This window comes from Streptomyces sp. A0958 (assembly GCF_004795035.1).
In the GTDB taxonomy this organism is placed as follows: domain Bacteria; phylum Actinomycetota; class Actinomycetes; order Streptomycetales; family Streptomycetaceae; genus Streptomyces.
Window position 1 is genome coordinate 52,557 of record NZ_SSBK01000034.1, and the last position, 22,039, is coordinate 74,595.

Sequence of the window (22,039 nt, forward strand, 5' to 3'; positions counted from 1 at the left end):
ATGTTGCTCGAAGTGCGCGATCTGCACGTGGAGTTCCACACCCGGGACGGGATCGTCAGGGCCGTCAACGGGGTCAACTACTCGGTGGCCGAGGGCGAGACGCTCGCCGTGCTCGGAGAATCGGGCTCCGGCAAGTCGGTCACCGCGCAGGCGGTCATGGGCATCCTCGACATGCCACCGGGGAAGATCAGCGGCGGCGAGATCCTTTTCAAGGGCCACGACCTGCTGAAGATGAAGAGGGAGGAGCGCCGGAAGATCCGCGGCCAGGAGATGGCCATGATCTTCCAGGACGCGCTGTCCTCCCTCAACCCGGTCCTGACCGTGGGCGAGCAGCTGGGCGAGATGTACGTCGTGCACCGCGGGATGTCCCGCAAGGAGGCCAAGGTCAAGGCCGTCGAGCTGATGGACCGGGTGCGCATCCCGGCCGCCAAGGAACGGGTCGGCAACTACCCGCACCAGTTCTCCGGCGGTATGCGCCAGCGCATCATGATCGCCATGGCGCTGGCCCTGGAACCCTCCCTGATCATCGCGGACGAGCCGACCACCGCCCTCGACGTCACCGTCCAGGCCCAGGTCATGGACCTCCTCGCGGAACTCCAGCGCGAACTGAACATGGGCCTGATCCTGATCACCCACGACCTCGGGGTCGTCGCGGACGTCGCCGACAAGATCGCCGTGATGTACGCGGGCCGCATCGTCGAGACCTCGCCCGTGCACGAGATCTACAAGGCACCCGCTCACCCGTACACCAAGGGCCTGCTGGCCTCGATCCCGCGCCTGGACCAGAAGGGCCAGGAGCTGTACGCGATCAAGGGCCTGCCGCCCAACCTGCTGCACATCCCGCCCGGCTGCGCCTTCCACCCGCGCTGCCCGATGGCCCAGGACGTCTGCCGCAGTGACGTGCCGCCGCTGTACGACGTGGCCGAGCACCGACAGAGCGCCTGCCACTTCTGGAAGGAGACGCTCGATGCACGCTGACCACTCGGGGCGCAGGGAAGCGCGCGAAGAGGGCGAGGTGGCGCGCACCCTCCTGTCCAAGTCCCGGCAGCAGAGCGCGTACGCGGGCGGCGAACCGATCCTGGAGGTGCGCGACCTCGTCAAGCACTACCCGCTGACCCAGGGCATCCTGATCAAGAAGCAGGTCGGGGCCGTCAAGGCGGTCGACGGGGTCTCCTTCGACCTCGGGGCCGGCGAGACGCTCGGCGTGGTGGGGGAGTCCGGCTGCGGGAAGTCGACCGTCGCCCGGCTGCTGGTGCACCTGGAGCAGCCGACGGCCGGCTCCATCCGGTACAAGGGCGAGGACGTCACCAAGCTGTCCGGCCGTGCGATGAAGGCCGTGCGCCGCAACATCCAGATGGTCTTCCAGGACCCGTACACCTCGCTCAACCCGCGGATGACGGTGGGCGACATCATCGGGGAACCGTACGAGATCCACCCCGAGGTGGCCCCCAAGGGCGACCGGCGGCGCAGGGTCCAGGACCTTTTGGACGTCGTGGGCCTCAACCCGGAGTACATCAACCGCTACCCGCACCAGTTCTCCGGCGGTCAGCGCCAGCGCATCGGCATCGCCCGCGGCCTCGCGCTCAACCCCGAGATCATCGTCGCCGACGAACCGGTCTCCGCGCTGGACGTCTCCGTCCAGGCGCAGGTCGTCAACCTGCTGGACCGGCTCCAGGCGGAGTTCAACCTGAGCTACGTCTTCATCGCGCACGACCTGTCCATCGTGCGGCACATCTCCGACCGGGTCGGCGTCATGTACCTCGGCCGGTTCATCGAGATCGGCACGGACGCGGAGATCTACGACCACCCCACGCACCCGTACACGCAGGCCCTGCTCTCCGCCGTGCCGGTGCCGGACCCCACGGCGCGCGAGCACCGGGAGCGGATCATCCTGCACGGCGACGTGCCCTCGCCCGCCAACCCGCCCTCCGGCTGCCGCTTCCGCACCCGCTGCTGGAAGGCGCAGAAGCGGTGCGAACTGGAGGTGCCGCTGCTGGCCGTCCCGGCCGCCTTCCGGGACACGGACAGCCCGGCCCGGCACGACTCGGCCTGCCACTTCGCGGAGGAGAAGCGGGTGGTCCCGCCGGAAGGGACGCTGGAGCCGGTCCCGGGCGAGGGCGGCCAGGAGAAGGCGGCCGCGCAGGCGGCCCAGGCGGCCCAGGCGGCGGAGAAGGGCGAGGACCAGGGCGGTCCGGCCCCCGGGGCGTCCACCGGCGACGAGGACGGCCCGCCGCCGGCCTCGGGGAGCAGCCGGGTGAACTGACCGGGCGTCAACACGCGGGCGACTTCCCCGATATACGCGCCCGGCACCATGGACGGTGTACGGCCGTGCGGGTGCCGTGGACTGGCCGGTGGGTGTCACGCCCCCCGGCCGGTCGCCGTGTCCCGCCGCGCACACAGGCCCTCTTGTCCGGAGCGGACGCGGTGGAGGATCGCTCGGGTGATACTCACCCGCGGAGCAAGAGTCACCGGCGGCGCTCTCTGCGGCGTACTCGCGGTGATCGTCGCGAGCTGGCTGGTACGGGACGCCAGGGCGGCGGAATTCGGCCAACTGTGGCGGTACTGGGCGGGGTTCTACGAAGCACGCCCGCAGGTGATGCCCGCGACCTCGGCCATGGACGCCGTCCTGTTCGTGGTGTACGTGGCCGTCGCCATGGCCGCGCTGCGCTCCTCGGTCGGCGCCCCCGCGCTCGTCGTCACCGGGGTGGTCACGCTCGGCGTCCGGCTCCCGGGGCTCTGGAGCATCGGCGACCGCCGGATGGACCACCTGTTCTCCGAGGACCTGCGCTCGCGCGCGCTGATCTGCGCGTTCGTGGCCCTCGCGGCGGGCGCCGCGCTGATCATCACCGCCGCCGCCGGCCGCAGGCCCCCGGCCGACGCCTACGAGCCGACGCCGACGCGGCCGGGGCCGGGCGCGGGAGTCCTGGCGTTCCTGCTGCTGTGCGCGGCGGGTGCGGTGCTGATCGCCTGGGAGATCCGCCAGGTGGTGCGGTACTCGGAGATCTTCCCCGACTGGTACGTGGGCGGTGACCGGGTCGCGCAGGGGCTGACCAGCCCGCCGCCGGGGTGGGCGACCGTGCTGGTGGCCCTGCTCTGCGCGTACGCCGGGGTGAGCGCCGCGGCCCGGGCCACGCACGCACGGCCCTTCGGCCTGGTGGCCGCCGCGCTGCTGCTGACCGGCGGGGTGCTGGGCGTGATCCGGGTCGTCCACTACGACCTGCTGGACGACTTCGGTTCGCTGCCGGTCGAGGACCAGCTCATGGTGGCCAGCTGGTTCTTCCAGGCGTTCGCCTCGGTGGCCGTGCTGATCGCGCTCGCCCCGCGGGGCCTGGCCGACGTGCGGGGCCCGCACGGGCCGGGCCAGGACCCCTGGTGCGGCGGCCCGTCCGGATACGGCCCCGCGCCGCAGCCCGGACCGGCAGCGCCCCCGTACCCGGGGCAGCGGCCGCCGGCCCCCGGATACGGCTACCCGCAGGGCGGCAGCGGCGGCTTCGGCCCGCCCCCGCCGCCCTCGCCGCCCTCGCAGCCGCCGCCCGGCTGGTAGGCCGCTCAGAGCCCCGAGGACCGCTTTCAGAGACCCAACGACCGCTTACGGAGCCCCGACGAACGCTCTCAGAGCCCCAACGAACGCTTCAGGAAGTCCACCTGGAGCAGCAGCAGGTTCTCGGTGACCTTCTCCTGCGGGGTCATGTGGGTCACCCCGCTCAGCGGCAGCACCTCGTGCGGCCGGCCGGCGGCGAGCAGCGCCGAGGAGAGGCGCAGGGTGTGGGCGACCACCACGTTGTCGTCCGCCAGACCGTGGATGATCATCATCGGCCGCACCTGCTCCGCCGCGTGCGACAGGCCCTCGTCGGTGAGCAGCGAGTTGTACGCGTACACCTCCGGCTGCTCGGCCGGGTCGCCGAGGTAGCGCTCGGTGTAGTGCGTGTCGTAGAGCCGCTGGTCGGTCACCGGGGCGCCGACGACCGCCGCGTGGAACACGTCGGGGCGCCGCAGCACGGCCATTCCGGCCAGGAAGCCGCCGTACGACCAGCCCCGGATGCCCACCCGGTCCAGGTCCAGCGGGAAGCGCTCCGCGAGCGCGTGCAGGGCCTCCACCTGGTCGTCCAGGGTGAGCGCCACGTTGTGCTTGACCGCCTTCTCCCAGGCCGGTGAGCGGCCCGGTGTGCCCCGCCCGTCCGCGACGACCACCGCGAAGCCCTGGTCCGCGAACCACTGCGAGGTGAGGTGCGGGTTGTGGGCGGCGAGGACCCGGCGGCCGTGCGGCCCGCCGTACGGGTCCATCAGGACCGGAAGCGGACCGTCCGACTCCGAGTACCCGGTGGGGAGCAGCACGGCGCACGGAATCCGCCGTGCGCCCCCTTCGGTGAGCACCGGCCGGGCGGACAGGACCGGGCGCTCCGCGTGGCTCGCGACCGTGGCGATCTCCTTGCCGTCACGCAGCACCCGGGCCGTCGTCCCCGGCCACTGGGGCGAGGCCGAGACCAGCACCGTCACCCGGCCGGACCGGACCGCCGTGTGCACGCCCACGCCCTCGGAGACCCGCTCGACACCCAGCTCGTTGACCCGGTACACATGGCTCTCGCCGGTCTCCGGCGCGGCCGACTCCTCGCCCGCCGACGCCGCCACCAGGACGTCCGAGTCCCCGATGTCCAGCACCGACTGGATGTGCAACTGCGCCCCGGTCAGCGGCCGGTCACCGACCGCCAGGACCCGCGCCCCGCCCTCGTCCGCGATCCGCACCAGCCGCCCGTCCGGCGCCCACGCGGGCACCCCGGGGAACAACTCCAGCCACACCGGGTCCTCGTCCGCGTGCACCGTCCGGGTCGCCCCGGTCTCCGGGTCCACCGCGAGGCACAGCTGACTGAGCTGGTCCCGGGCCTGTACGAGCAGCAGCGGCGCCCCGTACGACGACCAGTGCACCCGCGCCAGGTACGGGAACCGGGCCCGGTCCCACACCACTTCGGTGCGCTTGCCGTCCAGGTCCATCACATGGAGCCCCACCACGGCGTTGGGCGTGCCGGCCGCCGGGTACGCGACCTCGGCGGGCCTGCGGTCCGGGTGTGCGGGGTCGGCGATCCACCACCGCCGGACCGGGCTGTCGTCGACCCGGGCGACGAGCAGCCGGTCCGACTCGGGCGACCACCAGAAGCCCCTTGAGCGGCCCATCTCCTCGGCCGCGATGAACTCCGCGAGCCCGTAAGCGACATGGGCGTCCTCGGGCTCCGCGAGCGCCCTGTCCTCCTCGCCGGCGGCGCCCACGACGCGCAGCGCGCCCTTGGACACATAGGCGATGTGTCGCCCGTCCGGGGAGGGGCGCGGGTCGATCACCGGCCCCGGTACGGGCAGCGCACGCGCCGTACCGGAGAGCAGATCCGCGACGTACACCTTCCCCGAGAGCGCGAACGCCGCCAACTCGGCCGCCGCGTCCACCGCGTAGCCCACGATCCCCGACGACCCCTCGCGGCTGCGTTCCCGCCGGGCGCGCTCCTGCGCCGACAGGCGCTCCGCCGAACCGCCCAGCAGCGCCGCGGGATCGGCCACCAGCCGCTCGCGCGGGGCGGCGCCCCCGTTCAGGTCCAGCACCCAGAGCCGGCCCGAGCGGTCGGTGCCGGAACCCGAGCGCAGGTAGACCACGCGTCCACCGTCGGGTGAAACCGTGAACGCGCGAGGTGCCCCGAGGGTGAATCTCATCGTCCGGGCGAACTGGAGCGGAAAGGTGATCTCTGACGAAGTCATGGGCCGAACCTATCGGCCGCCCCCGTCCGTGCGCCCCTCGTGCTGCTGTGCCCCGATCAATGCCTTGCCACGGATAGTTATGATCCGTAGCGCTCGGTGGGTATGAACCTGCTGGCTCCATGCGTGCTGCCCGTCCCCGACCGTACAGATGGAGGTGAACCGCCGTGGCGCTCTCGATTTCGGCGGTGGTGCTGCTGGCGATCATCGTCTTCCTGCTGATCCGGAAATCCGGACTGAAGGGGGGACATGCGGTCGTCTGCGCGCTGCTCGGTTTCTATCTCGCCAGCTCGTCCATCGCGCCCACCATCTCCGAGCTGACCACGAACGTGGCCGGCATGATCGGGGGCATCAAGTTCTGACGCCACCGCCCGGCCCCCGGCCGCCGTCGGACCGCGGGGCCGCCGGCTCGTAGGGTGGTCCCCATGACGGACCTTCCCGCCCGGCGGCTGCTCCTGGTGCACGCGCACCCGGACGACGAGTCGATCAACAACGGCGCCACCATGGCCAGGTACGCGGCCGAAGGCGCCCTGGTCACGCTGGTGACCTGCACGCTCGGCGAGGAGGGCGAGGTCATCCCGCCCGCGCTCGCCCATCTCGCCGCGGACCGGGACGACACCCTGGGCGCCCACCGCCGCGGCGAACTCGCGGCGGCCATGAAGGAGCTGGGGGTCACCGACCACCGCTTCCTCGGCGGCCCCGGCCGCTACCGAGACTCCGGGATGACGGGCACCGAGCAGAACCACCGCCCCGGCGCCTTCTGGTCGGCCGACCTCGACGAGGCCGCCGGACACCTCGTGGACGTGATCCGCGAGGTGCGCCCCCAGGTCCTGGTGACGTACGACCCCGACGGGGGATACGGGCACCCCGACCACATCCAGGCCCACCGGGTCGCCACCCGTGCCGCGGAACTGGCCGCCGACGCCGCTTACCGCCCCGGCTCCGCCGCCCCGCACACCGTCGCCAAGGTCTACTGGAACCGGGTGCCGCGCTCGGTCGCGGAGAAGGCGTTCGCCGGTCTGCGGGCCGATGCCCCCGACGCGTTCCCCGGGATCGCCGCGATCGAGGACGTACCGGGTGTGGTGGACGACGCCCTGGTGACCACCGTCATCGACGGCACCGGGTACGAGGAGGCGAAGGCCGCCGCGATGCGCGCGCACGCCACCCAGGTCGCCGTCCAGGGGCCTTACTTCGCCCTCTCGAACGATCTGGGCCAGCCCCTCTTCACCACCGAGTACTACGAGTTGGTCACGGGCACCCCGGGCGCTCCTGCGGGAGAGCCCGAACGCGACCTCTTCGCGGGTGCGGCGGGTGCGGCGGGTGCGGCGGGGGCGGCGGGGGCCGGGCGGTGAGCGGCAGCAGCAGGGCGCGGGCCGGCCGGACGGAAGCGCCGAAGAAGGGCATTCCGGCCACCGGCATGGCCGCGCCCCTCAACCCCGGCAGGATCGCCGCCCTGTTCGGCCTCGTGGTCGCCGGCGTCCTCGTCGGGATCGCCGGGGCGCTGGTGCAGTCCGCCTGGTTCCCCGGCGGACTGGTCCTCGCCCTGGCCGCGGCGGCCGGCCTCTTCTACGGTGGCCGCACCCTGACGGGCACCCAGCCGGGAGCCATGGCGCCGGCGGCGGGGTGGCTGATTTCGGTCATTTTTCTGCTCAGTGGACGACCCGAAGGGGACTACGTCTTCGGTGACGCGCTGGGCCTGGCGTTCTTCATGCTGGGCGGAATGGCCCTCGCTGTGATCTGCGCCACCTTGCCGCGCTCGCCCCGCTAGCGGGCCGACAGCGGCCGACCTGCCAAGTAATGTGCCACGTCCGATCCCGTAATGCCCCCTGTCCGTCCGGGGGGTGCGCCGTCGTTTCCCCCGGTCGCGGGGTGTCTGCCGGCAGCGCCCAGTAAGGTGGTTCGGGCGCCCGGGCTGCGGCACGGGGGAAGTACGGGCGGCGGAGCCAATCGGGAGAACCTGCTTTGAGTCGTGAAACTGACAGTTCGTCCTCGGGGCCCCAGGGGCGCGGAGGAGCCGCGTACCCGTCGGGTACGCCGCCGTACGGATCGCGCCAGTATCCGTCACCGCACCCGTCGCAGGACGCCCCGGAGGAGAACCCGGAACCGGGCGATCCCGGACGGTCCGGAGAGCCGAAGACCGAGACGACCCTGACGACGCGTATCCGGATCAACATCCCGGGCTCGCGTCCCATCCCGCCGGTCGTCATGCGTACGCCCATGAGCGACGCCGAGGGCGGCGGCGAGCGGACCGGCGAGATCCCGCGCCCGGGCACCCCGGCGCAGGGCGGCGCGCAGCAGACGCCCCAGGCGCCTGCGGCGGAGACCGGCGAGGAGGCCGGCCCGGCCGCCGACCCCGCGTCCGAGAAGCCGGCCAGGGAGAAGAGCGGCAGCGACTGGTTCGCCCCGCGCAAGGCCCCGGCGACCGCCAAGCCCGCGACGGACGGGCAGTCCGGCGGCGGCACGGACGGCGCGGGCTTCCCCGCCGCCGGCCCGGGTGGACCCGGCGCCGCGACGGGCCGGGGCGCTCCGGGCGGACCCGGTGCCGGTGCCCCCACGGGCCAGGGTGCTCCGGGTGGGCCCGGCGCTCCCGCCGGTCCGCGTGGGCCCGGTGCCCGGCCGGGCGGTCCGGCCCCCGGCCGGGTGACGCCGCCCTCGGGGCCGCGCACCGACCTCCCGTACTTCTCGGACGGCCCGCAGCGCGACCTCCCGGAGGGTCCGGGCGCGCCCGGCGACGGCCCGCGCTCCACGCCGAACCTCGGGGTCCGCACCCCCGGCCCGGCCGGTCCCACCACGGGCCCGGCCGCCGGCACCTCGGCGCTCACCCCGAACCTCGACGGCCCCGCCCTCTTTCCGCCGGGCCTCGGCGCGGGCAGCCAGGCGGGCCCCGGTGCGCAGATGCCCGGCGGCCCCGGTGCGCAGACGCCCGGCGGCCCCGGTGGGGTGCCACCGCGGATGTCCGACGACACCGCCGTGCTGACCCCGCAGTTCGCGCAGCCCGGCGGCCCCGGCGACAACGTCTCGGGTGACACGCTGAACAGCGGCATCCCCGTCGTACCCGGCGACCGGCGCGACCAGTCGCCGTTCCCGGGCGGCGACGGCGCCGGGCGCGCCCCGGCCGACCCGATGGGCACCGGACCCGCCGGGCAGGACGGCTTCGCCCCGAAGCCGCCGGTCCCCGCCGCCCGGACCGCCCCGAAGCCGGGCGCCCCCGCGAAGAAGGGCCGCTCCAAGCTGGTGCTGCTCGGCGTCGCGGCCGTCTGCCTGCTCGGCGTCGCGTACGGCGCCGGGCTGCTGATGAACCACTCGGACGTGCCCAAGGGCACCACCGTGCTCGGCGTCGACATCGGCGGCGGCACGAAGGAGCAGGGCGTCGAGAAGCTGGACGCCGCGCTCGCCAAGCGCGCCGCGGCCCCGCTCCAGCTGAGCGTGGACGGCAAGAAGACGCAGCTCGCGCCGGACAAGGCCGGGCTCTCCCTGGACAGCCAGGCGACCGTGCGCTCCGCCGCGGGCAGCGACTACAACCCGGTCTCCGTCATCGGTTCGCTCTTCGGCGGCGAGCGGGCCGTCGACCCGGTGTTCCCGGTGGACGAGGAGAAGCTCGGCGTCGCGCTGCAGGACCTGTCCGGTGTCTCGGGCACCGCGAAGGACGGGACGATCAAGTTCGAGCCGGGCAAGGCCGTGGCCGTACCGGGCCGGCCGGGCAAGGCGCTCGACGTGAACAAGTCGGTGGTCTCCGTCCGGGACGCCTACCGCGCCCAGGTCGAGACGGGCCGTACGAACACCGTCGAGCTGCCCGTCGTCACCAAGCAGCCCACCATCACCCAGGCCGAACTGGACCGGGCGATGAAGGAGTTCGCCGAGCCCGCGATGTCCGGCCTGGTCGTCATCCAGGCGGGCGGGAGGCAGATCCCGTTCGGCCCGGCCAAGTCGCTGCCGCAGATCCTGTCGATGGTCCCGGTCGACGGCAAGCTCGTCGACCGCTACGACAAGAAGGCCATCGAACAGCTCTGCGGGGGCGTCTTCAACGGCGTCATGATCACCAAGGGCGACGGCAAGAAGCACCAGCTCGGCGCGGAAGACGTGGCCCTCGCCATGAAGGGCGCGCTGCTCGGCAAGACCGAGGCCGAGCGGACCGTCACGATCGACCTCGACGGCAACGGCAACGGCAACAGCAACGGCTGACCCCGCCCGCACCGCGTGCCGCCGCCCCCGGCCGGACCTCCGGCCGGGGGCGGCGGCGTTCCCGGGCCCGGGCCCGGGGCCTTCCCGTTCCCGGGCCCGGGAAGCGCCCGTCATCCGCGGGGCATGACATCTGTCATCCCGTATCCACGACCCGCGACCCTGCCGGACGCACCCCCCGGTCCGCCAGGCTGGACGCATGACAACGACAGCCACCGGAGCGACCGCGGCGAGGACCGCCGTGGTCAGCTTCGACCAGGTCACCAAGGCCTACGGAGACGTACGCGCCGTCGACGGGCTCACCCTCGACCTGCACCCCGGCGAGACCGTGGCGCTGCTCGGCCCCAACGGCGCCGGGAAGTCCTCCACCCTCGACCTCCTCCTCGGCCTGCGCCCCGCCGACTCCGGCAGCGTCCGCCTCTTCGGCACGTCCCCGCAGGAGGCCATCGCGGCCGGCCGGGTCGGCGCCATGCTCCAGAGCGGCGGCCTGATGGAGGACGTCACCGTCGAGGAACTGGTCCGGCTGGGCTGCGTCCTGCACCCGCGCCCCTACCCGGTGAGCGAGGTGCTGGCCCGCGCGGGCGTCGCGTCGATCGCCGGCCGGATGGTCAACAAGCTCTCCGGCGGCCAGGAGCAGCGCGTACGGTTCGCCCTCGCCACCGCCGGCGCCAACGACCTGATCGTGCTCGACGAACCGACCACCGGTATGGACGTGACCGCCCGCCAGGCCTTCTGGGCCACCATGCGCGAGCAGGCCGAGCAGGGCCGTACCGTCCTGTTCGCCACCCACTACCTCGAAGAGGCCGACGCGATCGCCGACCGCGTCCTGGTCCTGCACAAGGGCCGCCTCCTCGCCGACGGCACCGCCGCCGAGATCAAGGCGAGGGCCGGGGCCCGCCGGATCTCCTTCGAGCTGGAGGGCCCGGTCGACGAAGCGGCCCTGCGCGCGCTGCCGTTCCTGTCCGCGCTCGACATCAGCGGCCGGCGGGTGCGCATCCAGTCGCACAACGCCGACGCGACCGTGCACGCCGTCTACGGCCTCGGCCTCTACCCGCGCGAGCTGGAAGTCGCCGGTCTCGGACTGGAGCAGGCCTTCGTCGCCATCACCGAGGCCGAGGAGGCCAGGACCTCATGCTGAACACCTTTTCGTGGGCCCTCATCAAGCTCGAAGTGACCCGCACCCTGCGGAACAAGAAGTTCATGTTCTTCTCGGTCATCTACCCGTCGGTGATCTACCTGCTGATCTCCGGCACCCAGGACACCACCGACACGGTGGCGGGCACCGATCTGACCCTCCAGGCCTTCTTCATGGTCTCCATGGCCTCCTTCGGCGCGCTGACCGCCGTCCTGATGGGCAACAGCGAACGCATCGCCAAGGAGCGCGAGAAGGGCTGGGTGCGCCAGCTGAGGCTGACCGCGCTGCCCGGCCGCGGCTACGTCCTGGCCAAGATCGCCGGCGCCGCCGTGGTCACCCTGCCCTGCATCGTCGTCGTCTTCCTCGTCGCCGCCTCGGCCAAACACGTCCGCTTCGACCTGTGGCAGTGGCTCGCGCTGACCGGCGTCATCTGGGCCGGCTCGCTGGTCTTCGCCGCGCTAGGCGTCGCCATCGGCTACCTCGCCAGCGGTGACGCCGTCCGCCCGGTCACGATGATCATCTACTTCGGTCTCTCGATCCTCGGCGGTCTGTGGATGCCCAGCGCCACCTTCCCGCAGTGGCTCCAGGACATCTCCGAGTGGCTTCCCACACACGCGTACGCTGCACTCGGCCAGGCCGTCGAGATGGGCGGCGCGCCGCACGCCAGGGATGTCGCCGTCCTCTGCGTCTACTTCCTGCTCTTCGCGGGCGGCGCGGCCTGGCTCTACCGGAAGGACACGTTGAAGGCGTGAACGAGGACGAGATGTCGGTGGGCCTGGGGCGGCCGCCCGCGACCGCCCGCCGGGCAGGGGTGAAGCTGCTGTGGATCGGCATCTGGCTGGCCTTCATGAGCGCGCCGGTCAAGGATCTCGCCGACGGCGACCACACCCCGTGGGCGACCGCGCTCGGCGTGTTCGGGCTGCTGGTCTTCGTAGGCGCCTACCTGGTCCTGGTCTTCCGGCACACGTCGAAGGCGCTCGACCCCTTCCGGGTCCGCGCCTCCCTCGCCTTCCTCGGCGCCCTCGCCGTCCTGCTGTCGCTGACCTTCGGCACGCCCTGGCTGGTCCTGTTCGTGTACGTGTCGGTCTCGGTGGGCGCCACCCTGCCGCTGCGGACCGCGCGCTGGCTGATCCCCGTCGTCACCGCCGTCCTGGTGGGCATCGGCGCGACCCGCGAGAACCCCCGCGAGATCATCACGGCCCTGGTCTTCCCCGCGCTGCTCGGTGGCTTCGCGATGACCGGCGTCCGGCAGATGATCCGCACCACGATCCAGCTCCGCGAGGCCCGCGCCACCGTCGCCCAGCTCGCCGCCAACGAGGAACGCCTCCGCCTCGCCCGCGACCTGCACGACCTGCTCGGCCACTCCCTCTCCCTGATCACCCTCAAGAGCGAGCTGGCCGGGCGGATGCTCCCCGACCAGCCCGAGCGGGCCGCCGTCCAGGTCGCCGACATCGAACAGGTCAGCCGCCAGGCGCTGGTGGACGTACGCAGCGCCGTCACCGGCTACCGCAGGGCGACCCTCCCCGGCGAACTGGCCGGGGCCCGGACCGCGCTGGCCGCCGCCGGAATCACCGCGCAGATCCCCACCGACGTCCCCGAGGGCCTGCCCGAGAAGCCGGAGGAAGTGCTCGCCTGGGGGCTGCGGGAAGCCGTCACCAACGTCGTACGGCACAGCGGCGCCCACCGCTGCACGGTCACCCTCGCCCCGCGCCAGACGCTCGACGGGCGCGTACTCGAACTCACCGTCGCCGACGACGGCCGCGGCGCCACCGGCACCCAGCCGGGCAACGGCCTCACCGGCATCGTCGAACGCCTCGCCACCGTCGAGGGCACCCTCACCACCCGGGCCACCCACCCCGGCTCGGGCAAAGGCTTCACCATGGTTCTCAGCGTGCCGTTCGAATCCGGCCTAGTATCCGCGGAATGAGCATGATCAGACTTCTCCTCGCGGAGGACCAGTCCATGGTGCGCGAGGCCCTGGCGGCGCTCCTCGGCCTGGAACCCGACATCGAGGTGGTCGCCCAGGTCGCCCGCGGCGACGAGGTCCTCGCGGCGGCCCGGGAACACGGCATCGACGTGGCCCTCCTGGACATCGAGATGCCCGGCATGACCGGCATCGACGCGACGGCCCAGCTGCGCGACGCCCTCCCGGACGTCAAGGTCGTCGTCGTCACCACGTTCGGCCGGCCCGGCTACCTGCGCCGCGCCATGGAGTCGGGCGCGGACGCCTTCCTGGTGAAGGACGCCCCGGCGGCCCAACTCGCCGAAGCGGTACGCAAGGTGCTCGCCGGCGAACGCGTCATCGACCCCTCCCTCGCCGCCGCCGCCCTCGCCGACGGAGCGAGCCCGCTGACCGAGCGGGAGCGCGAGGTGCTGCGCACCGCGGCGGACGGCTCGACCAACGCGGAGATCGCCACCGCGCTCCACCTGTCCCAGGGCACGGTCCGCAACTACCTCTCCATGGCGATCCAGAAGATGGCGGCCCGCAACCGCGCGGAGGCCGTCCGGATGGCCCGGGAGAAGGGCTGGCTGTAGGCACGGCCCCCTTCCGGCCGACTCACCGGCCGACTCACCGGCCGGGGGAGACCAGCCCCGCCTCGTACGCGATGATGACCAGCTGAACCCGGTCCCGCGCCCCGAGCTTCGCGAGCAGCCGGGTCAGGTACGTCTTCGCCGTGGCCACGCTGATGACGAGGCGCTCGGCGATCTCCGCGTTGGAGAGCCCGCTGCCGACCAGCACCAGCACCTCGCGCTCCCGGTCGGTGATCGCGGTGAGCGGCGGCCGGGCGGACGGGGAGGCGGGGCGCTCCGCGAACTCCTTGATCAGCCGCCGGGTGACGCTCGGCGCGATGAGGGCGTCCCCCGCCGCCACCACCCGGACCGCCGCCAGGATGTCGTCCAGCGCCATGTCCTTGACCAGGAACCCGGCCGCCCCGGCACGCAGCGCCCCGTACACGTAATCGTCGTCGTCGAACGTCGTCAGGACCACCACATGCGCATCCCCGCCCTGTGCGGCGATGCGCTCGGTCGCCTCGATGCCGTCCATCCCGGGCATCCGGATGTCCATCACCACGACATCGGGCGCCAGTCGCGCGGTCAGCCGGACCGCCTCCTCGCCCGTCCCCGCCTCGCCGACCACGTCGATGTCGGGGGTGTCGGCCATGACCATGCGCAGCGCGGTCCGCACCAGCGGCTGGTCGTCCGCGAGCACCACCCGGACCGGCGCGGCGGCCACCGCACCGTCCACGTCCTGGCTCATATCGCCTCCCCCGCGGGCACCGGCAGCCGGGCCGTCACCCGGAAGCCGCCGCCGGGCTCGGGGGCGGCGGCGAACTCGCCGTGCAGCAGGGCCACCCGCTCCCGCATCCCGACCAGCCCGAACCCGGTGCATGGGCCCCGGCCGGCGCCCCGGCCCCGGTCCGCGACCTCGATGGCCAGCGCCTCCGGGCCGTACTCGACGGAGACCCGGCACGCGTCGGTGGCGGCATGGCGGACCACGTTGGTCACCGACTCCTGGATGATCCGGAACGCCGACAGATCGATGTCCGGCGGCAGCGCCCGCCTCTCGCCCCGCCACCGCACGTCGACCCGGACCCCGGCGGCGGTCGTGGTCCTCGCCAGCCGCTCGACGTGGGCCAGACCCTCGGCCGGGCACAGCGGCGCGCTCTCCCCCTCTTCTCCCGCCCCGCTCTCGCGCAGCGCCCCCAGCATCCTGCGCAGCCCCGACAGCGTCTCCCGGCCGGCGCCCTCCACCGCGCTCATCGCCTCCCGGGCGGCGTCCGGCTGGGTGTGCACGACCCTCGCCGCCGCACCCGCCTGGAGGGCGATGATGCCGACGCTGTGCGCCACCAGGTCGTGCATCTCGCGGGCGATGCGCAGCCGTTCGGCCACGAGCGCCCGGTCCGTGGCCCTGGCCGTCAGATCCGCGTCGTGTCTGCGGCTCTCGTACACCGAGCGGCCCACCAGCCAGGCGACGAGCGCGGTCAGCGCGACGGCCAGCTCCGCCGACGTACCGGCGACCCACCCGGCGAGGGCCCGGCCGCTCACGAAGGCGACGAGGACGGCGAGCGACATGAGCAGGGCGAGGACGCCCGTGCGCAGCGGACGAGTGGCGGCGACGAAGTACAGGGCCACATCGACCGCCAGGAACTGGGCGAGCGGGATCTCCGACACGCTGAGCGGCATCGTGGCGAGCGCGGACGCGCCGAGCAGCACGGCCATGGAACCCAGCGGGCGCCGGGTGAGAAACAGACAGCCGGTCATCAGCAGCACCGTGGACACCAGCTGCGTCAGCAGACCGTCCCACCGGTAGTAGAGGACGCCGGGCCGGACGGAGGGCTGGTACTCGCCGGGCAGCCGGACCCGCATGAGGAACGTGAGCACCACGCCCGCATACCAGGCAGCCGCCACCCACGCGCCCGGTGGGACGCGCTTGAGCAGGGGCAGGACGGGCGAGGGAGACATACGGCGATCGTAGCCAGCGCCGGACGGGCCCACATCGGCCCACGGTTGTACACCCACGGGTGGTCTCCGGCCCCGGCAGATGTCAGCGCCGGCCCGACGACAGGCCCCGGTGGCGGCCAGCACAGTGGGCCGCGTGATCGAAGTCAACGGACTGACCAAGCGATACGGCGGCTCCACCGCCGTCAAGGACCTCACCTTCACCGTGCGGCCCGGCGAGGTGACCGGCTTCCTCGGGCCCAACGGCGCCGGCAAGACCACCACCCTGCGCATGCTCCTGGGCCTGATCGAACCGACCGCCGGGACGGCCACCCTCCAGGGCCGGCCGTTCCGCGGCCACCCGCGCGGGCTGCGGCACGTCGGCGCCCTCCTCGACGCGGGCGACGTCCACGGCGGCCGCACCGCCCTGGCCCACCTCGCCGTGCTGGCCCGCAGCAACGGCCTCCCGCGCGCCCGGGCCGGTGAACTCCTCGCGGAAGTGGGCCTCGCGGGTGCGGCCCGCCGCCGCATCGGCGGCTTCTCGCTCGGGATGCGCCAGCGCCTCGGCATCGCCACCGCCCTGCTCGGCGACCCGCCCGTCCTGCTGTTCGACGAGCCGCTCAACGGCCTCGACCCCGAAGGCGTGCTGTGGGTGCGCGGTCTGTTCCGCAGGCTCGCCGCCGAGGGCCGCACCGTGTTCGTCTCCAGCCACCTGATGACCGAGATGGAGAACACCGCCGACCAACTCGTCGTCATCGGCCGCGGCGAACTCATCGCCGCTGAGAGCCTGTCCGCGTTCGCCGCCCGCTCCACCCGGCTGAGCGTGACCGTACGCACCCCGGACGCCGCCGCGCTGACCCCGCTGCTGACCGCCGAGGGCGCCTCGGTGAGCGGCGGGGGCGACCGGCTGACGGTGGCCGGGCTGCCCGCCGAACGCATCGGCGAACTCGCGCTCCGCCACCGGGTCCTGCTGCACGAACTGACCGCCCTCGGCGCCTCGCTGGAGGAGGCGTTCATGGAGCTCACCGCGGACAGCGCCGAATACCTCGCGGGAGACCCCCGATGACCACCGCGACAACCGCACCCGCCGGCCGCGCGACGCACGACGAGCCCCGCGCCCGCTTCACCGACCTGCTGGCCGCCGAGTGGCTGAGGATGCGGTCGCTGCGCTCGACGCCCTGGCTGTACGCGCTCAGCGCCCTGGCCGTCGTCGCGTTCAACGCCGGCACGGCCTACGACCACTACAAGTACTGGTACCAGCACGACGGCCGGAGCCAGGAGTTCTTCGTCGCCAACGGCCTGGCGCTCGCCGACGCCTTCACCGAGAACGCCGCCCTGGTGCTGGTCCTGGCACTCGCCGCGATCGGGGCCGTCTCGGTCACCGGCGAGTACGGGACCGGACTCATCCGCACCACGTTCACCGCGGTCCCCGCCCGCCGCGCGGTGATGGCCGCCAAGGTCCTCGTCCTCGCCGCCGTCAGCACGGTCTTCGGCGTGCTCGTCGCCGCCGCCTCGTTCGCCTCGACCCAGGCCATCCTGTCCGGCCGCGGCGCCTCGGTCACCCTCGGCCACCCCGGAGCGCTCCAGGTCCTCATCGCCTCCGCGCTGCTCGCCCCGGTCGCGGCGCTCGCCGGACTGGCGATCGGCACGGTGATCCGCCACACGGGGGCCTCGGTCGTGGCGTGCGTGGTGTTGCTCCTACTGCTCCCGGTGGTCCTCAGCGACCGGCGGCACCTGACGGCGGTGCTCCGGCACACGCTGCCGCTCAGCGGGTGGGAGCGGCTGACGGACGTGGTGTTCCCGCAGACCACGCCCCCGCTCTACCCGTGGCCGGAGACGGGGGCCTGGACCGTCTACGTCCTGTGGGCGCTGGTGGCGGGGGCGGTGACGGTGCTCGCGGTGCACCGCCGTGACCAGTGACGTCGCGGGACGCGCTGCGCCCGTATCGCCAACCCGCTTCCCGGCAAGACATTGCAGAAGTCTGCTGGAACACCTTCGGCCGGTTCGTCGTCAGGCGAAGTAGTGGCCCTCGGCGAGGTCGTCCAGGAGCCCCGGGCCGGTCGGCCGCCAGCCCAGCGCCTCACGGGTCAGCGCGGCGGAGGACGGGCCGTCGAGCCCCACGAGACCGCCCAGCCAGGCGAAGTGGCCGGCCGCGTCCTCGGGGGCGACGGTGGCCGCGGGGACGCCGAGGTGGCGGCCGATGACCTCGGCGACGGCCCGCAGCGGGACGCCCTCCTCGGCCACCGCGTGCAGCGTGGAGCCGGCGGGGGCGTCCTCCAGGGCCAGCCGGAACAGGCGGGCGGCATCCGAGCGGTGCGCGGCCGGCCAGCGGTTGGAGCCGTCGCCGACATAGCCGGAGACGCCCTTCTCGCGGGCGATGCCGATCAGGGCCGACATGAAGCCGTGGTCCCCGTCGCCGTGGACGGTCGGGGGCAGCCGGACGACGGACGAGCGGACGTCGCGGGAGGCGAGGGCGAGCGTCGCCCGGGCGTTGTCCTGCCGGCCGCCCGGGCCCCCGGACGGTGCCGCCGGGTCGGGGCTCTGCCCGTCCCGCTCGGTCGCGACCCGGCCCGGGGTGAGCCCGAGCAGCCCGGACGCGATGACGAATGGTTTGCCGGAGCCGGCGAGCGCGTCGCCGAAGACGTCGATGGCCCGGCGGTCCGCGTCGGTGGCGCCCTGGAAGTCGCCGGAGAACGCGATGTCGTGCTTGAAGGCGAGGTGGATCACGCCGTCCGCGTCGGCGGCCGCCTCGCGCAGCACGTCGAGGTCGTCCAGCGACCCGCGCCGCACCTCGGCCCCCGCGGCGGCAAGCGCCTCGGCCGAGGCGTCCGAGCGGGCGAGCCCGACGACCCGGTGGCCGGCGTCGATGAGTTCGGGAACGGCGGCGGAACCGATCCAGCCGGACGCGCCGGTGAGGAACACACGCATGGAAAACCTCCTGGAACAGGCCGACAGTCCGGGCCGGAAAGGTGCGGCCGAACCCTCGATGTCAGCGACTGTCATCAACCTACCCCCGAAGCCTACTCCTGATGACAGTCACTGTCGTCCCATAGACTCGGCCACATGGGTCGATGGGAGCCGAACGCGCGCGGCAGGCTGGAACAGGCAGCCATGGAGCTCTACGGCGAGCGGGGTTACGAGCAGACGACCGTGACCGAGATCGCCAAGCGCGCCGGGCTCACCGAGCGCACGTTCTTCCGGCACTACGCCGACAAGCGCGAGGTGCTGTTCGGCGGGTCGGCCGCGCTGCAGGACCTCCTGGTAGGCGGCCTGGCCGGCGCACCCGCCTCGGCGCCCCCGATCGACGCGGTGGCGGCGGCGCTCGACGCGGTCGCGGCGGTCTTCGACGAGCGCCGCGAGCACTCGCTGCGGCGCCACGAGATCATCACCGCCAACGCGGAGCTGCGCGAGCGCGAGCTGGTCAAGCTCGCCTCGCTGTCCGCCGCGCTCGCCGGGGCCCTGCGCGGACGCGGCGTGGCGGAACCGGCCGCGAGCCTGGCCGCCGAAGCCGGCACGGCCGTCTTCAAGGTCGCCTTCGAGCGCTGGATCGGCGGCGACGGCTCCCGGAGCATGGCGCACTTCGTACGCGAGGCCCTGGACGGGATGAAGACGGTGACGGCGGGCGAATAGCCGCAGGCCCGGACCGCACGGATGCGGCCCGGGCCCGGGGTGGTTCGGACGCGCCCGGACCGCACGGATGCGGCCCGGGCCCGGGGTGGTTCGGACGCGGTCGTCCCTACGGGAACGACACCACCTGCGACGGAATGGTGTCCGTCCCCGAGGTGGCCGAACCCGTGTCGTTGATGACGTGTTCGTACTGGCCCTGGCCGCCGAGGGAGACGACGAGCAGGTCGTGGAACTTCACGCCGGGCTTGACCGGGGCTTCGAAGCCGTGGTCCTGGCGGATGCTGGGGTCGGAGGTGAAGTTGCAGTAGCTGCCGAGTCCCCAGGCCTCGTGGGTGGTGACGGAGTCGTCGACCTTGTAGGCCGCGAAGCCCTTGGTGTCACCGTTCTGGACGGCGTCCTGGTTCGGAACGTCGTACGCCTTCTCGTTCTGGTAGAAGATCGTCCTGCCGTTCTCGCCGGACCAGCGGACGTCGTACTTGTTGAAGTGCTCCACGAACAGGCCGGTGGCCAGGACGTTGTCGCCGTTGACCTGGAGGCCGTAGTCGGACCGGTTGGTGTCCCAGCCGACGCCCTCGCCGTGGTCGGCACGCCACAGCCAGGTGTGGTCGATGATCGTGTCGTTGCTGTTGATCACCATGCCCGTGGTGGCCTTGCCGGCGCCCGCGCCACCGACCCGGACGAAGACGTCCTGGAGCGAGGTGGGGTTGTCGGCGTGGCTCGCGGACGCGCCTTCCGGGCCGACCTCGATCAGCGACTCGGAGTTCGTGGCACCCGCGTCGACCAGCAGCCCGGCGAGCTTGACGCCGTCCACGTCACCGACCTTGAGGGCGGTGACCCCGTTGTCCGGGATGATCGTGGCCATGCCGAGCCCGAGCACGACGGTGTCGGCGCGGTCGATGTCGATCGTCTGGTCCACGTGGTAGACGCCGGGCGTGAACAGCAGGTGCAGCCCCTGCTGCACGGCCGCGTTGATCGTCTCCGCGCTCGCGCCGGGCTTCACCACGTAGAACTGGTCCAGCGGGATCGACTCGCCCTGCGGGGTGCCGTTGCCCCACGAAGTGCCGCGCGCGTTGGTGCGCTTGGCGGGGACGAAGACCCTGTAGTCGTCACCGTCCAGGTAGAGGAACGGCTTCTCGCGGGAGACGGGGGTGCTGTCGAGCGTGGTGTACGGCGGCTCGGGGAAGCTCTGCGCGGGGGCGCCCTCGACGCCGGAGAACGTCATGTTCCAGACGCCGTTGCCCCAGCTGCCGATGGAGCTGTCGCGGGTGTACCACTGCTGCTGCGAGTACGGCCCGACCTCGCCGTCGATCTTGCTGTCGGCGATGTACCCGCCGCTCGCCCAGCCGTAACCGTCGGGCGCCAGATTGAGCCCGCCCTTGACGTGCATCCGGCGGAAGGGCGCCGCCTGTGAAACGGCCCAGCGGTCGGTGCCGTTGACCGGGTTGAGCGCCAGGTTTTCCGCCGAACGCCAGAAGTTCTGCGTGGCGTTGCCGTCGAACCAGCCCGCGTCGACGGTGACATCACCGTTGAACGTGGTGTCGTCGGGGTTCAGCCCGAGACCGGCGATCGAGGTGTAGAAACCGATCTGCGCGTTGATGTTGTCGTACGTGCCCGGCTTGAACATCAGCGCGTAGCGGCCGTCGCCGAACTGCGCCGACTCCTGCTGCTTGAAGATCTCGTCGACCTTGGCCTGGATGTCCGGCATCGACGGGTCGAACACCAGGACGTTGGGCCCGAGATCGCCGCCGCCCTCGACGGCCTGTGCGTCCTCGCCGAAGGCTGTCTGCGCGGTGGGGACGGCAAGAAGCAGCGACACGGCGAACGCGGCGAACCCGACGGCCCGCCCGCGACGCCTGCGGCGGGGGTTCGCGGTGGTGTGCGTGGGGGGAGTTGTGGGGGCTTCCGTGGGGGGAAGGTGCATGGACGTACGTCTCCTGAGTCGTGGTACGAGTGACACGACGAGCTGTACGGAAAGCGCCCTGAGAGCGCTCTCCGTGGGAGTCGATGGTTCCGTCGCCACCCTGGAAAGGTCAAGAGGTGTGCAACAGAAGCCTCACCCGAACCAGCTGAGCGCAACAATCAACGGCAGTGGAACGGCAATTGACCCGTTCTGCACTCAGTTCGGGGCGTGCTTGGGTTCAGGAGGTGATGTGGCGCGGATGGGCGCTGGGGCGTGCCAGGCGTCATGGGCCGGGCGGGACTTCGCGGGCAGACCCTTAGGCTCGTACGGATGACCGAACTCGCTGCGGCCCGCGCCTATTACGACACCGTTGCCGAGGAGTACGCCGCGCGCGTCCCCGGCCTCTTCGAGCAGGACGTGCTGGGGCGTGCGATGCTCGGCGCGTTCGCGGAGGAGGTGCGGACGGACGGTGACCTCCCCGTCGCCGATCTCGGCTGCGGTCCCGGCCATGTGACGGCCCATCTGGACGCGCTCGGCCTCCGAGCCCACGGCGTCGACGTGTCGCCGCGAATGGTGGACATCGCCCGGCGCCGCCACCCGGACCTGCGGTTCGAGGCCGGGGCGATGGACGCGCTCGGTCTGCCGGACGGCGAACTGGGCGGGATCGTCGCCTGGTGGTCGATCCTGCACACCCCGCCGGAACTGCTGCCTTCACTCTTCACCGAGTTCCGCCGCGTCCTGGCCCCCGGCGGGCGGCTGCTGCTGGGCTTCCACGCCGGGAACGGGGAGCCCTACACCGGGCAGAAGCGGGCCGGCGGGGTCACGTACGCCATCCACCTGTTGTCCCCCGACCAGGTGGGGCGGCAGCTGGAACGGGCCGGCTTCACCGTCACCGCCCGACTGACAGTGAGGATGTGAGTGGTGGTTCTGCTGATGCGTCTGACTCGCCGACTGACTGACGTCTTCGACTGTCCTGTTTCGGATTTGTCGGCGCATCGGCGGAGCCACCACGCACGCGGCCG

20 protein-coding genes are annotated in these 22,039 nt (G+C 72.7%); 15 read left to right on the forward strand and 5 right to left on the reverse strand.

Going from position 1 to position 22,039, the window contains the following annotated elements:
• From E6P78_RS26375 to E6P78_RS26385, 3 genes are all read left to right on the forward strand, one after another.
• On the forward strand, positions 1–978 hold the full coding sequence (locus E6P78_RS26375) for an ABC transporter ATP-binding protein (protein WP_136206144.1): 978 nt from the start codon (positions 1–3) through the stop codon (positions 976–978).
• The gene (locus E6P78_RS26380; RefSeq protein WP_136206145.1) at positions 968–2,263 is read left to right on the forward strand and encodes a dipeptide ABC transporter ATP-binding protein; all 1,296 of its coding nucleotides are present in this window, start codon (positions 968–970) and stop codon (positions 2,261–2,263) included. The genes E6P78_RS26375 and E6P78_RS26380 overlap by 11 nt, the downstream gene beginning before the upstream one ends.
• Before the next feature lie 177 nt (positions 2,264–2,440).
• A complete protein-coding gene (locus tag E6P78_RS26385; protein WP_136206146.1) occupies positions 2,441–3,544 on the forward strand; it encodes a hypothetical protein in 1,104 nt (367 codons plus the stop codon).
• Positions 3,545–3,612: 68 nt separating this feature from the next.
• Here E6P78_RS26385 and E6P78_RS26390 read toward each other — a convergent pair whose 3' ends face one another.
• On the reverse strand, positions 3,613–5,739 hold the full coding sequence (locus E6P78_RS26390; protein WP_136206147.1) for a prolyl oligopeptidase family serine peptidase: 2,127 nt from the start codon (positions 5,737–5,739) through the stop codon (positions 3,613–3,615).
• A 164-nt stretch (positions 5,740–5,903) separates the two neighbouring features.
• Here E6P78_RS26390 and E6P78_RS26395 point away from each other — a divergent pair, with 164 nt between their 5' ends.
• The 8 genes from E6P78_RS26395 (at position 5,904) to E6P78_RS26430 (ending at position 13,585) form a co-directional block, all read left to right on the forward strand.
• A complete protein-coding gene (locus E6P78_RS26395) occupies positions 5,904–6,098 on the forward strand; it encodes a hypothetical protein (protein WP_018100847.1) in 195 nt (64 codons plus the stop codon).
• Positions 6,099–6,161: 63 nt separating this feature from the next.
• The gene (gene mshB, locus E6P78_RS26400; protein WP_136206148.1) at positions 6,162–7,088 is read left to right on the forward strand and encodes an N-acetyl-1-D-myo-inositol-2-amino-2-deoxy-alpha-D-glucopyranoside deacetylase; all 927 of its coding nucleotides are present in this window, start codon (positions 6,162–6,164) and stop codon (positions 7,086–7,088) included.
• Entirely contained in the window at positions 7,085–7,504 is a 420-nt protein-coding gene (locus E6P78_RS26405) for a DUF6113 family protein (RefSeq protein WP_136206149.1), read from the forward strand. Before mshB ends, E6P78_RS26405 begins: the two co-directional genes overlap by 4 nt.
• Positions 7,505–7,953: 449 nt before the next feature.
• The gene (locus tag E6P78_RS26410) at positions 7,954–9,918 is read left to right on the forward strand and encodes a hypothetical protein (RefSeq protein ID WP_136206150.1); all 1,965 of its coding nucleotides are present in this window, start codon (positions 7,954–7,956) and stop codon (positions 9,916–9,918) included.
• A gap of 196 nt (positions 9,919–10,114) precedes the next feature.
• Positions 10,115–11,053 (forward strand): ABC transporter ATP-binding protein, encoded by a 939-nt coding sequence (locus E6P78_RS26415; protein ID WP_136206151.1) that lies wholly within the window; start codon positions 10,115–10,117, stop codon positions 11,051–11,053.
• A complete protein-coding gene (locus tag E6P78_RS26420) occupies positions 11,047–11,802 on the forward strand; it encodes an ABC transporter permease (protein WP_136206152.1) in 756 nt (251 codons plus the stop codon). The genes E6P78_RS26415 and E6P78_RS26420 overlap by 7 nt, the downstream gene beginning before the upstream one ends.
• Positions 11,799–12,977: a sensor histidine kinase gene (locus tag E6P78_RS26425; RefSeq protein WP_136206153.1), complete on the forward strand. Its 1,179-nt coding sequence runs from the start codon at positions 11,799–11,801 to the stop codon at positions 12,975–12,977. The genes E6P78_RS26420 and E6P78_RS26425 overlap by 4 nt, the downstream gene beginning before the upstream one ends.
• The gene (locus E6P78_RS26430; protein WP_136206154.1) at positions 12,974–13,585 is read left to right on the forward strand and encodes a response regulator transcription factor; all 612 of its coding nucleotides are present in this window, start codon (positions 12,974–12,976) and stop codon (positions 13,583–13,585) included. Before E6P78_RS26425 ends, E6P78_RS26430 begins: the two co-directional genes overlap by 4 nt.
• A gap of 34 nt (positions 13,586–13,619) precedes the next feature.
• On the opposite strand, the gene E6P78_RS26435 is transcribed toward E6P78_RS26430, so the two are convergent.
• Together E6P78_RS26435 and E6P78_RS26440 are read right to left on the reverse strand one after the other, a co-directional pair.
• Positions 13,620–14,309: a response regulator transcription factor gene (locus tag E6P78_RS26435; RefSeq protein WP_136206155.1), complete on the reverse strand. Its 690-nt coding sequence runs from the start codon at positions 14,307–14,309 to the stop codon at positions 13,620–13,622.
• Positions 14,306–15,514 carry a sensor histidine kinase gene (locus E6P78_RS26440; protein WP_136206156.1) on the reverse strand — a complete coding sequence of 403 codons (1,209 nt, stop codon included), beginning with the start codon at positions 15,512–15,514 and terminating at the stop codon, positions 14,306–14,308. The genes E6P78_RS26435 and E6P78_RS26440 overlap by 4 nt, the downstream gene beginning before the upstream one ends.
• Before the next feature lie 133 nt (positions 15,515–15,647).
• Here E6P78_RS26440 and E6P78_RS26445 point away from each other — a divergent pair, with 133 nt between their 5' ends.
• Positions 15,648–16,556, forward strand: a complete 909-nt coding sequence (locus E6P78_RS26445) for an ATP-binding cassette domain-containing protein (protein ID WP_136206157.1) — start codon at positions 15,648–15,650, stop codon at positions 16,554–16,556.
• Positions 16,553–17,410 carry an ABC transporter permease gene (locus E6P78_RS26450; protein ID WP_136206158.1) on the forward strand — a complete coding sequence of 286 codons (858 nt, stop codon included), beginning with the start codon at positions 16,553–16,555 and terminating at the stop codon, positions 17,408–17,410. The genes E6P78_RS26445 and E6P78_RS26450 overlap by 4 nt, the downstream gene beginning before the upstream one ends.
• 90 nt (positions 17,411–17,500) lie before the next feature.
• Here the strand turns inward: E6P78_RS26450 and E6P78_RS26455 are convergent, their stop codons facing one another.
• Positions 17,501–18,418, reverse strand: coding sequence for an SDR family oxidoreductase (locus E6P78_RS26455; RefSeq protein ID WP_136206159.1), 918 nt, complete (start codon positions 18,416–18,418; stop codon positions 17,501–17,503).
• A gap of 135 nt (positions 18,419–18,553) precedes the next feature.
• Between E6P78_RS26455 and E6P78_RS26460 the strand changes: the two genes are divergently transcribed.
• On the forward strand, positions 18,554–19,120 hold the full coding sequence (locus E6P78_RS26460) for a TetR/AcrR family transcriptional regulator (RefSeq protein WP_136206160.1): 567 nt from the start codon (positions 18,554–18,556) through the stop codon (positions 19,118–19,120).
• A 106-nt stretch (positions 19,121–19,226) separates the two neighbouring features.
• Here the strand turns inward: E6P78_RS26460 and E6P78_RS26465 are convergent, their stop codons facing one another.
• A complete protein-coding gene (locus E6P78_RS26465; protein WP_136206161.1) occupies positions 19,227–21,038 on the reverse strand; it encodes a coagulation factor 5/8 type domain-containing protein in 1,812 nt (603 codons plus the stop codon).
• Between the two features lie 309 nt (positions 21,039–21,347).
• Here E6P78_RS26465 and E6P78_RS26470 point away from each other — a divergent pair, with 309 nt between their 5' ends.
• Positions 21,348–21,935 (forward strand): class I SAM-dependent methyltransferase, encoded by a 588-nt coding sequence (locus E6P78_RS26470; protein WP_136206162.1) that lies wholly within the window; start codon positions 21,348–21,350, stop codon positions 21,933–21,935.
• Positions 21,936–22,039 lie beyond the last annotated feature (104 nt).

What these genes read in the sequence shown, in the direction of transcription:
- mshB (WP_136206148.1), top strand. Translation starts at nt 6,162, where the DNA reads ATGACGGACCTTCCCGCCCGGCGGCTGCTCCTGGTGCACGCGCACCCG.
- E6P78_RS26435 (WP_136206155.1), bottom strand. Translation starts at nt 14,309, where the DNA reads ATGAGCCAGGACGTGGACGGTGCGGTGGCCGCCGCGCCGGTCCGGGTG.
- E6P78_RS26450 (WP_136206158.1), top strand. Translation starts at nt 16,553, where the DNA reads ATGACCACCGCGACAACCGCACCCGCCGGCCGCGCGACGCACGACGAG.
- E6P78_RS26375 (WP_136206144.1), top strand. Translation starts at nt 1, where the DNA reads ATGTTGCTCGAAGTGCGCGATCTGCACGTGGAGTTCCACACCCGGGAC.
- E6P78_RS26460 (WP_136206160.1), top strand. Translation starts at nt 18,554, where the DNA reads ATGGGTCGATGGGAGCCGAACGCGCGCGGCAGGCTGGAACAGGCAGCC.
- E6P78_RS26410 (WP_136206150.1), top strand. Translation starts at nt 7,954, where the DNA reads ATGAGCGACGCCGAGGGCGGCGGCGAGCGGACCGGCGAGATCCCGCGC.
- E6P78_RS26380 (WP_136206145.1), top strand. Translation starts at nt 968, where the DNA reads ATGCACGCTGACCACTCGGGGCGCAGGGAAGCGCGCGAAGAGGGCGAG.
- E6P78_RS26440 (WP_136206156.1), bottom strand. Translation starts at nt 15,514, where the DNA reads ATGTCTCCCTCGCCCGTCCTGCCCCTGCTCAAGCGCGTCCCACCGGGC.
- E6P78_RS26430 (WP_136206154.1), top strand. Translation starts at nt 12,974, where the DNA reads ATGAGCATGATCAGACTTCTCCTCGCGGAGGACCAGTCCATGGTGCGC.
- E6P78_RS26415 (WP_136206151.1), top strand. Translation starts at nt 10,115, where the DNA reads ATGACAACGACAGCCACCGGAGCGACCGCGGCGAGGACCGCCGTGGTC.
- E6P78_RS26455 (WP_136206159.1), bottom strand. Translation starts at nt 18,418, where the DNA reads ATGCGTGTGTTCCTCACCGGCGCGTCCGGCTGGATCGGTTCCGCCGCC.
- E6P78_RS26465 (WP_136206161.1), bottom strand. Translation starts at nt 21,038, where the DNA reads ATGCACCTTCCCCCCACGGAAGCCCCCACAACTCCCCCCACGCACACC.
- E6P78_RS26390 (WP_136206147.1), bottom strand. Translation starts at nt 5,739, where the DNA reads ATGACTTCGTCAGAGATCACCTTTCCGCTCCAGTTCGCCCGGACGATG.
- E6P78_RS26470 (WP_136206162.1), top strand. Translation starts at nt 21,348, where the DNA reads ATGACCGAACTCGCTGCGGCCCGCGCCTATTACGACACCGTTGCCGAG.
- E6P78_RS26420 (WP_136206152.1), top strand. Translation starts at nt 11,047, where the DNA reads ATGCTGAACACCTTTTCGTGGGCCCTCATCAAGCTCGAAGTGACCCGC.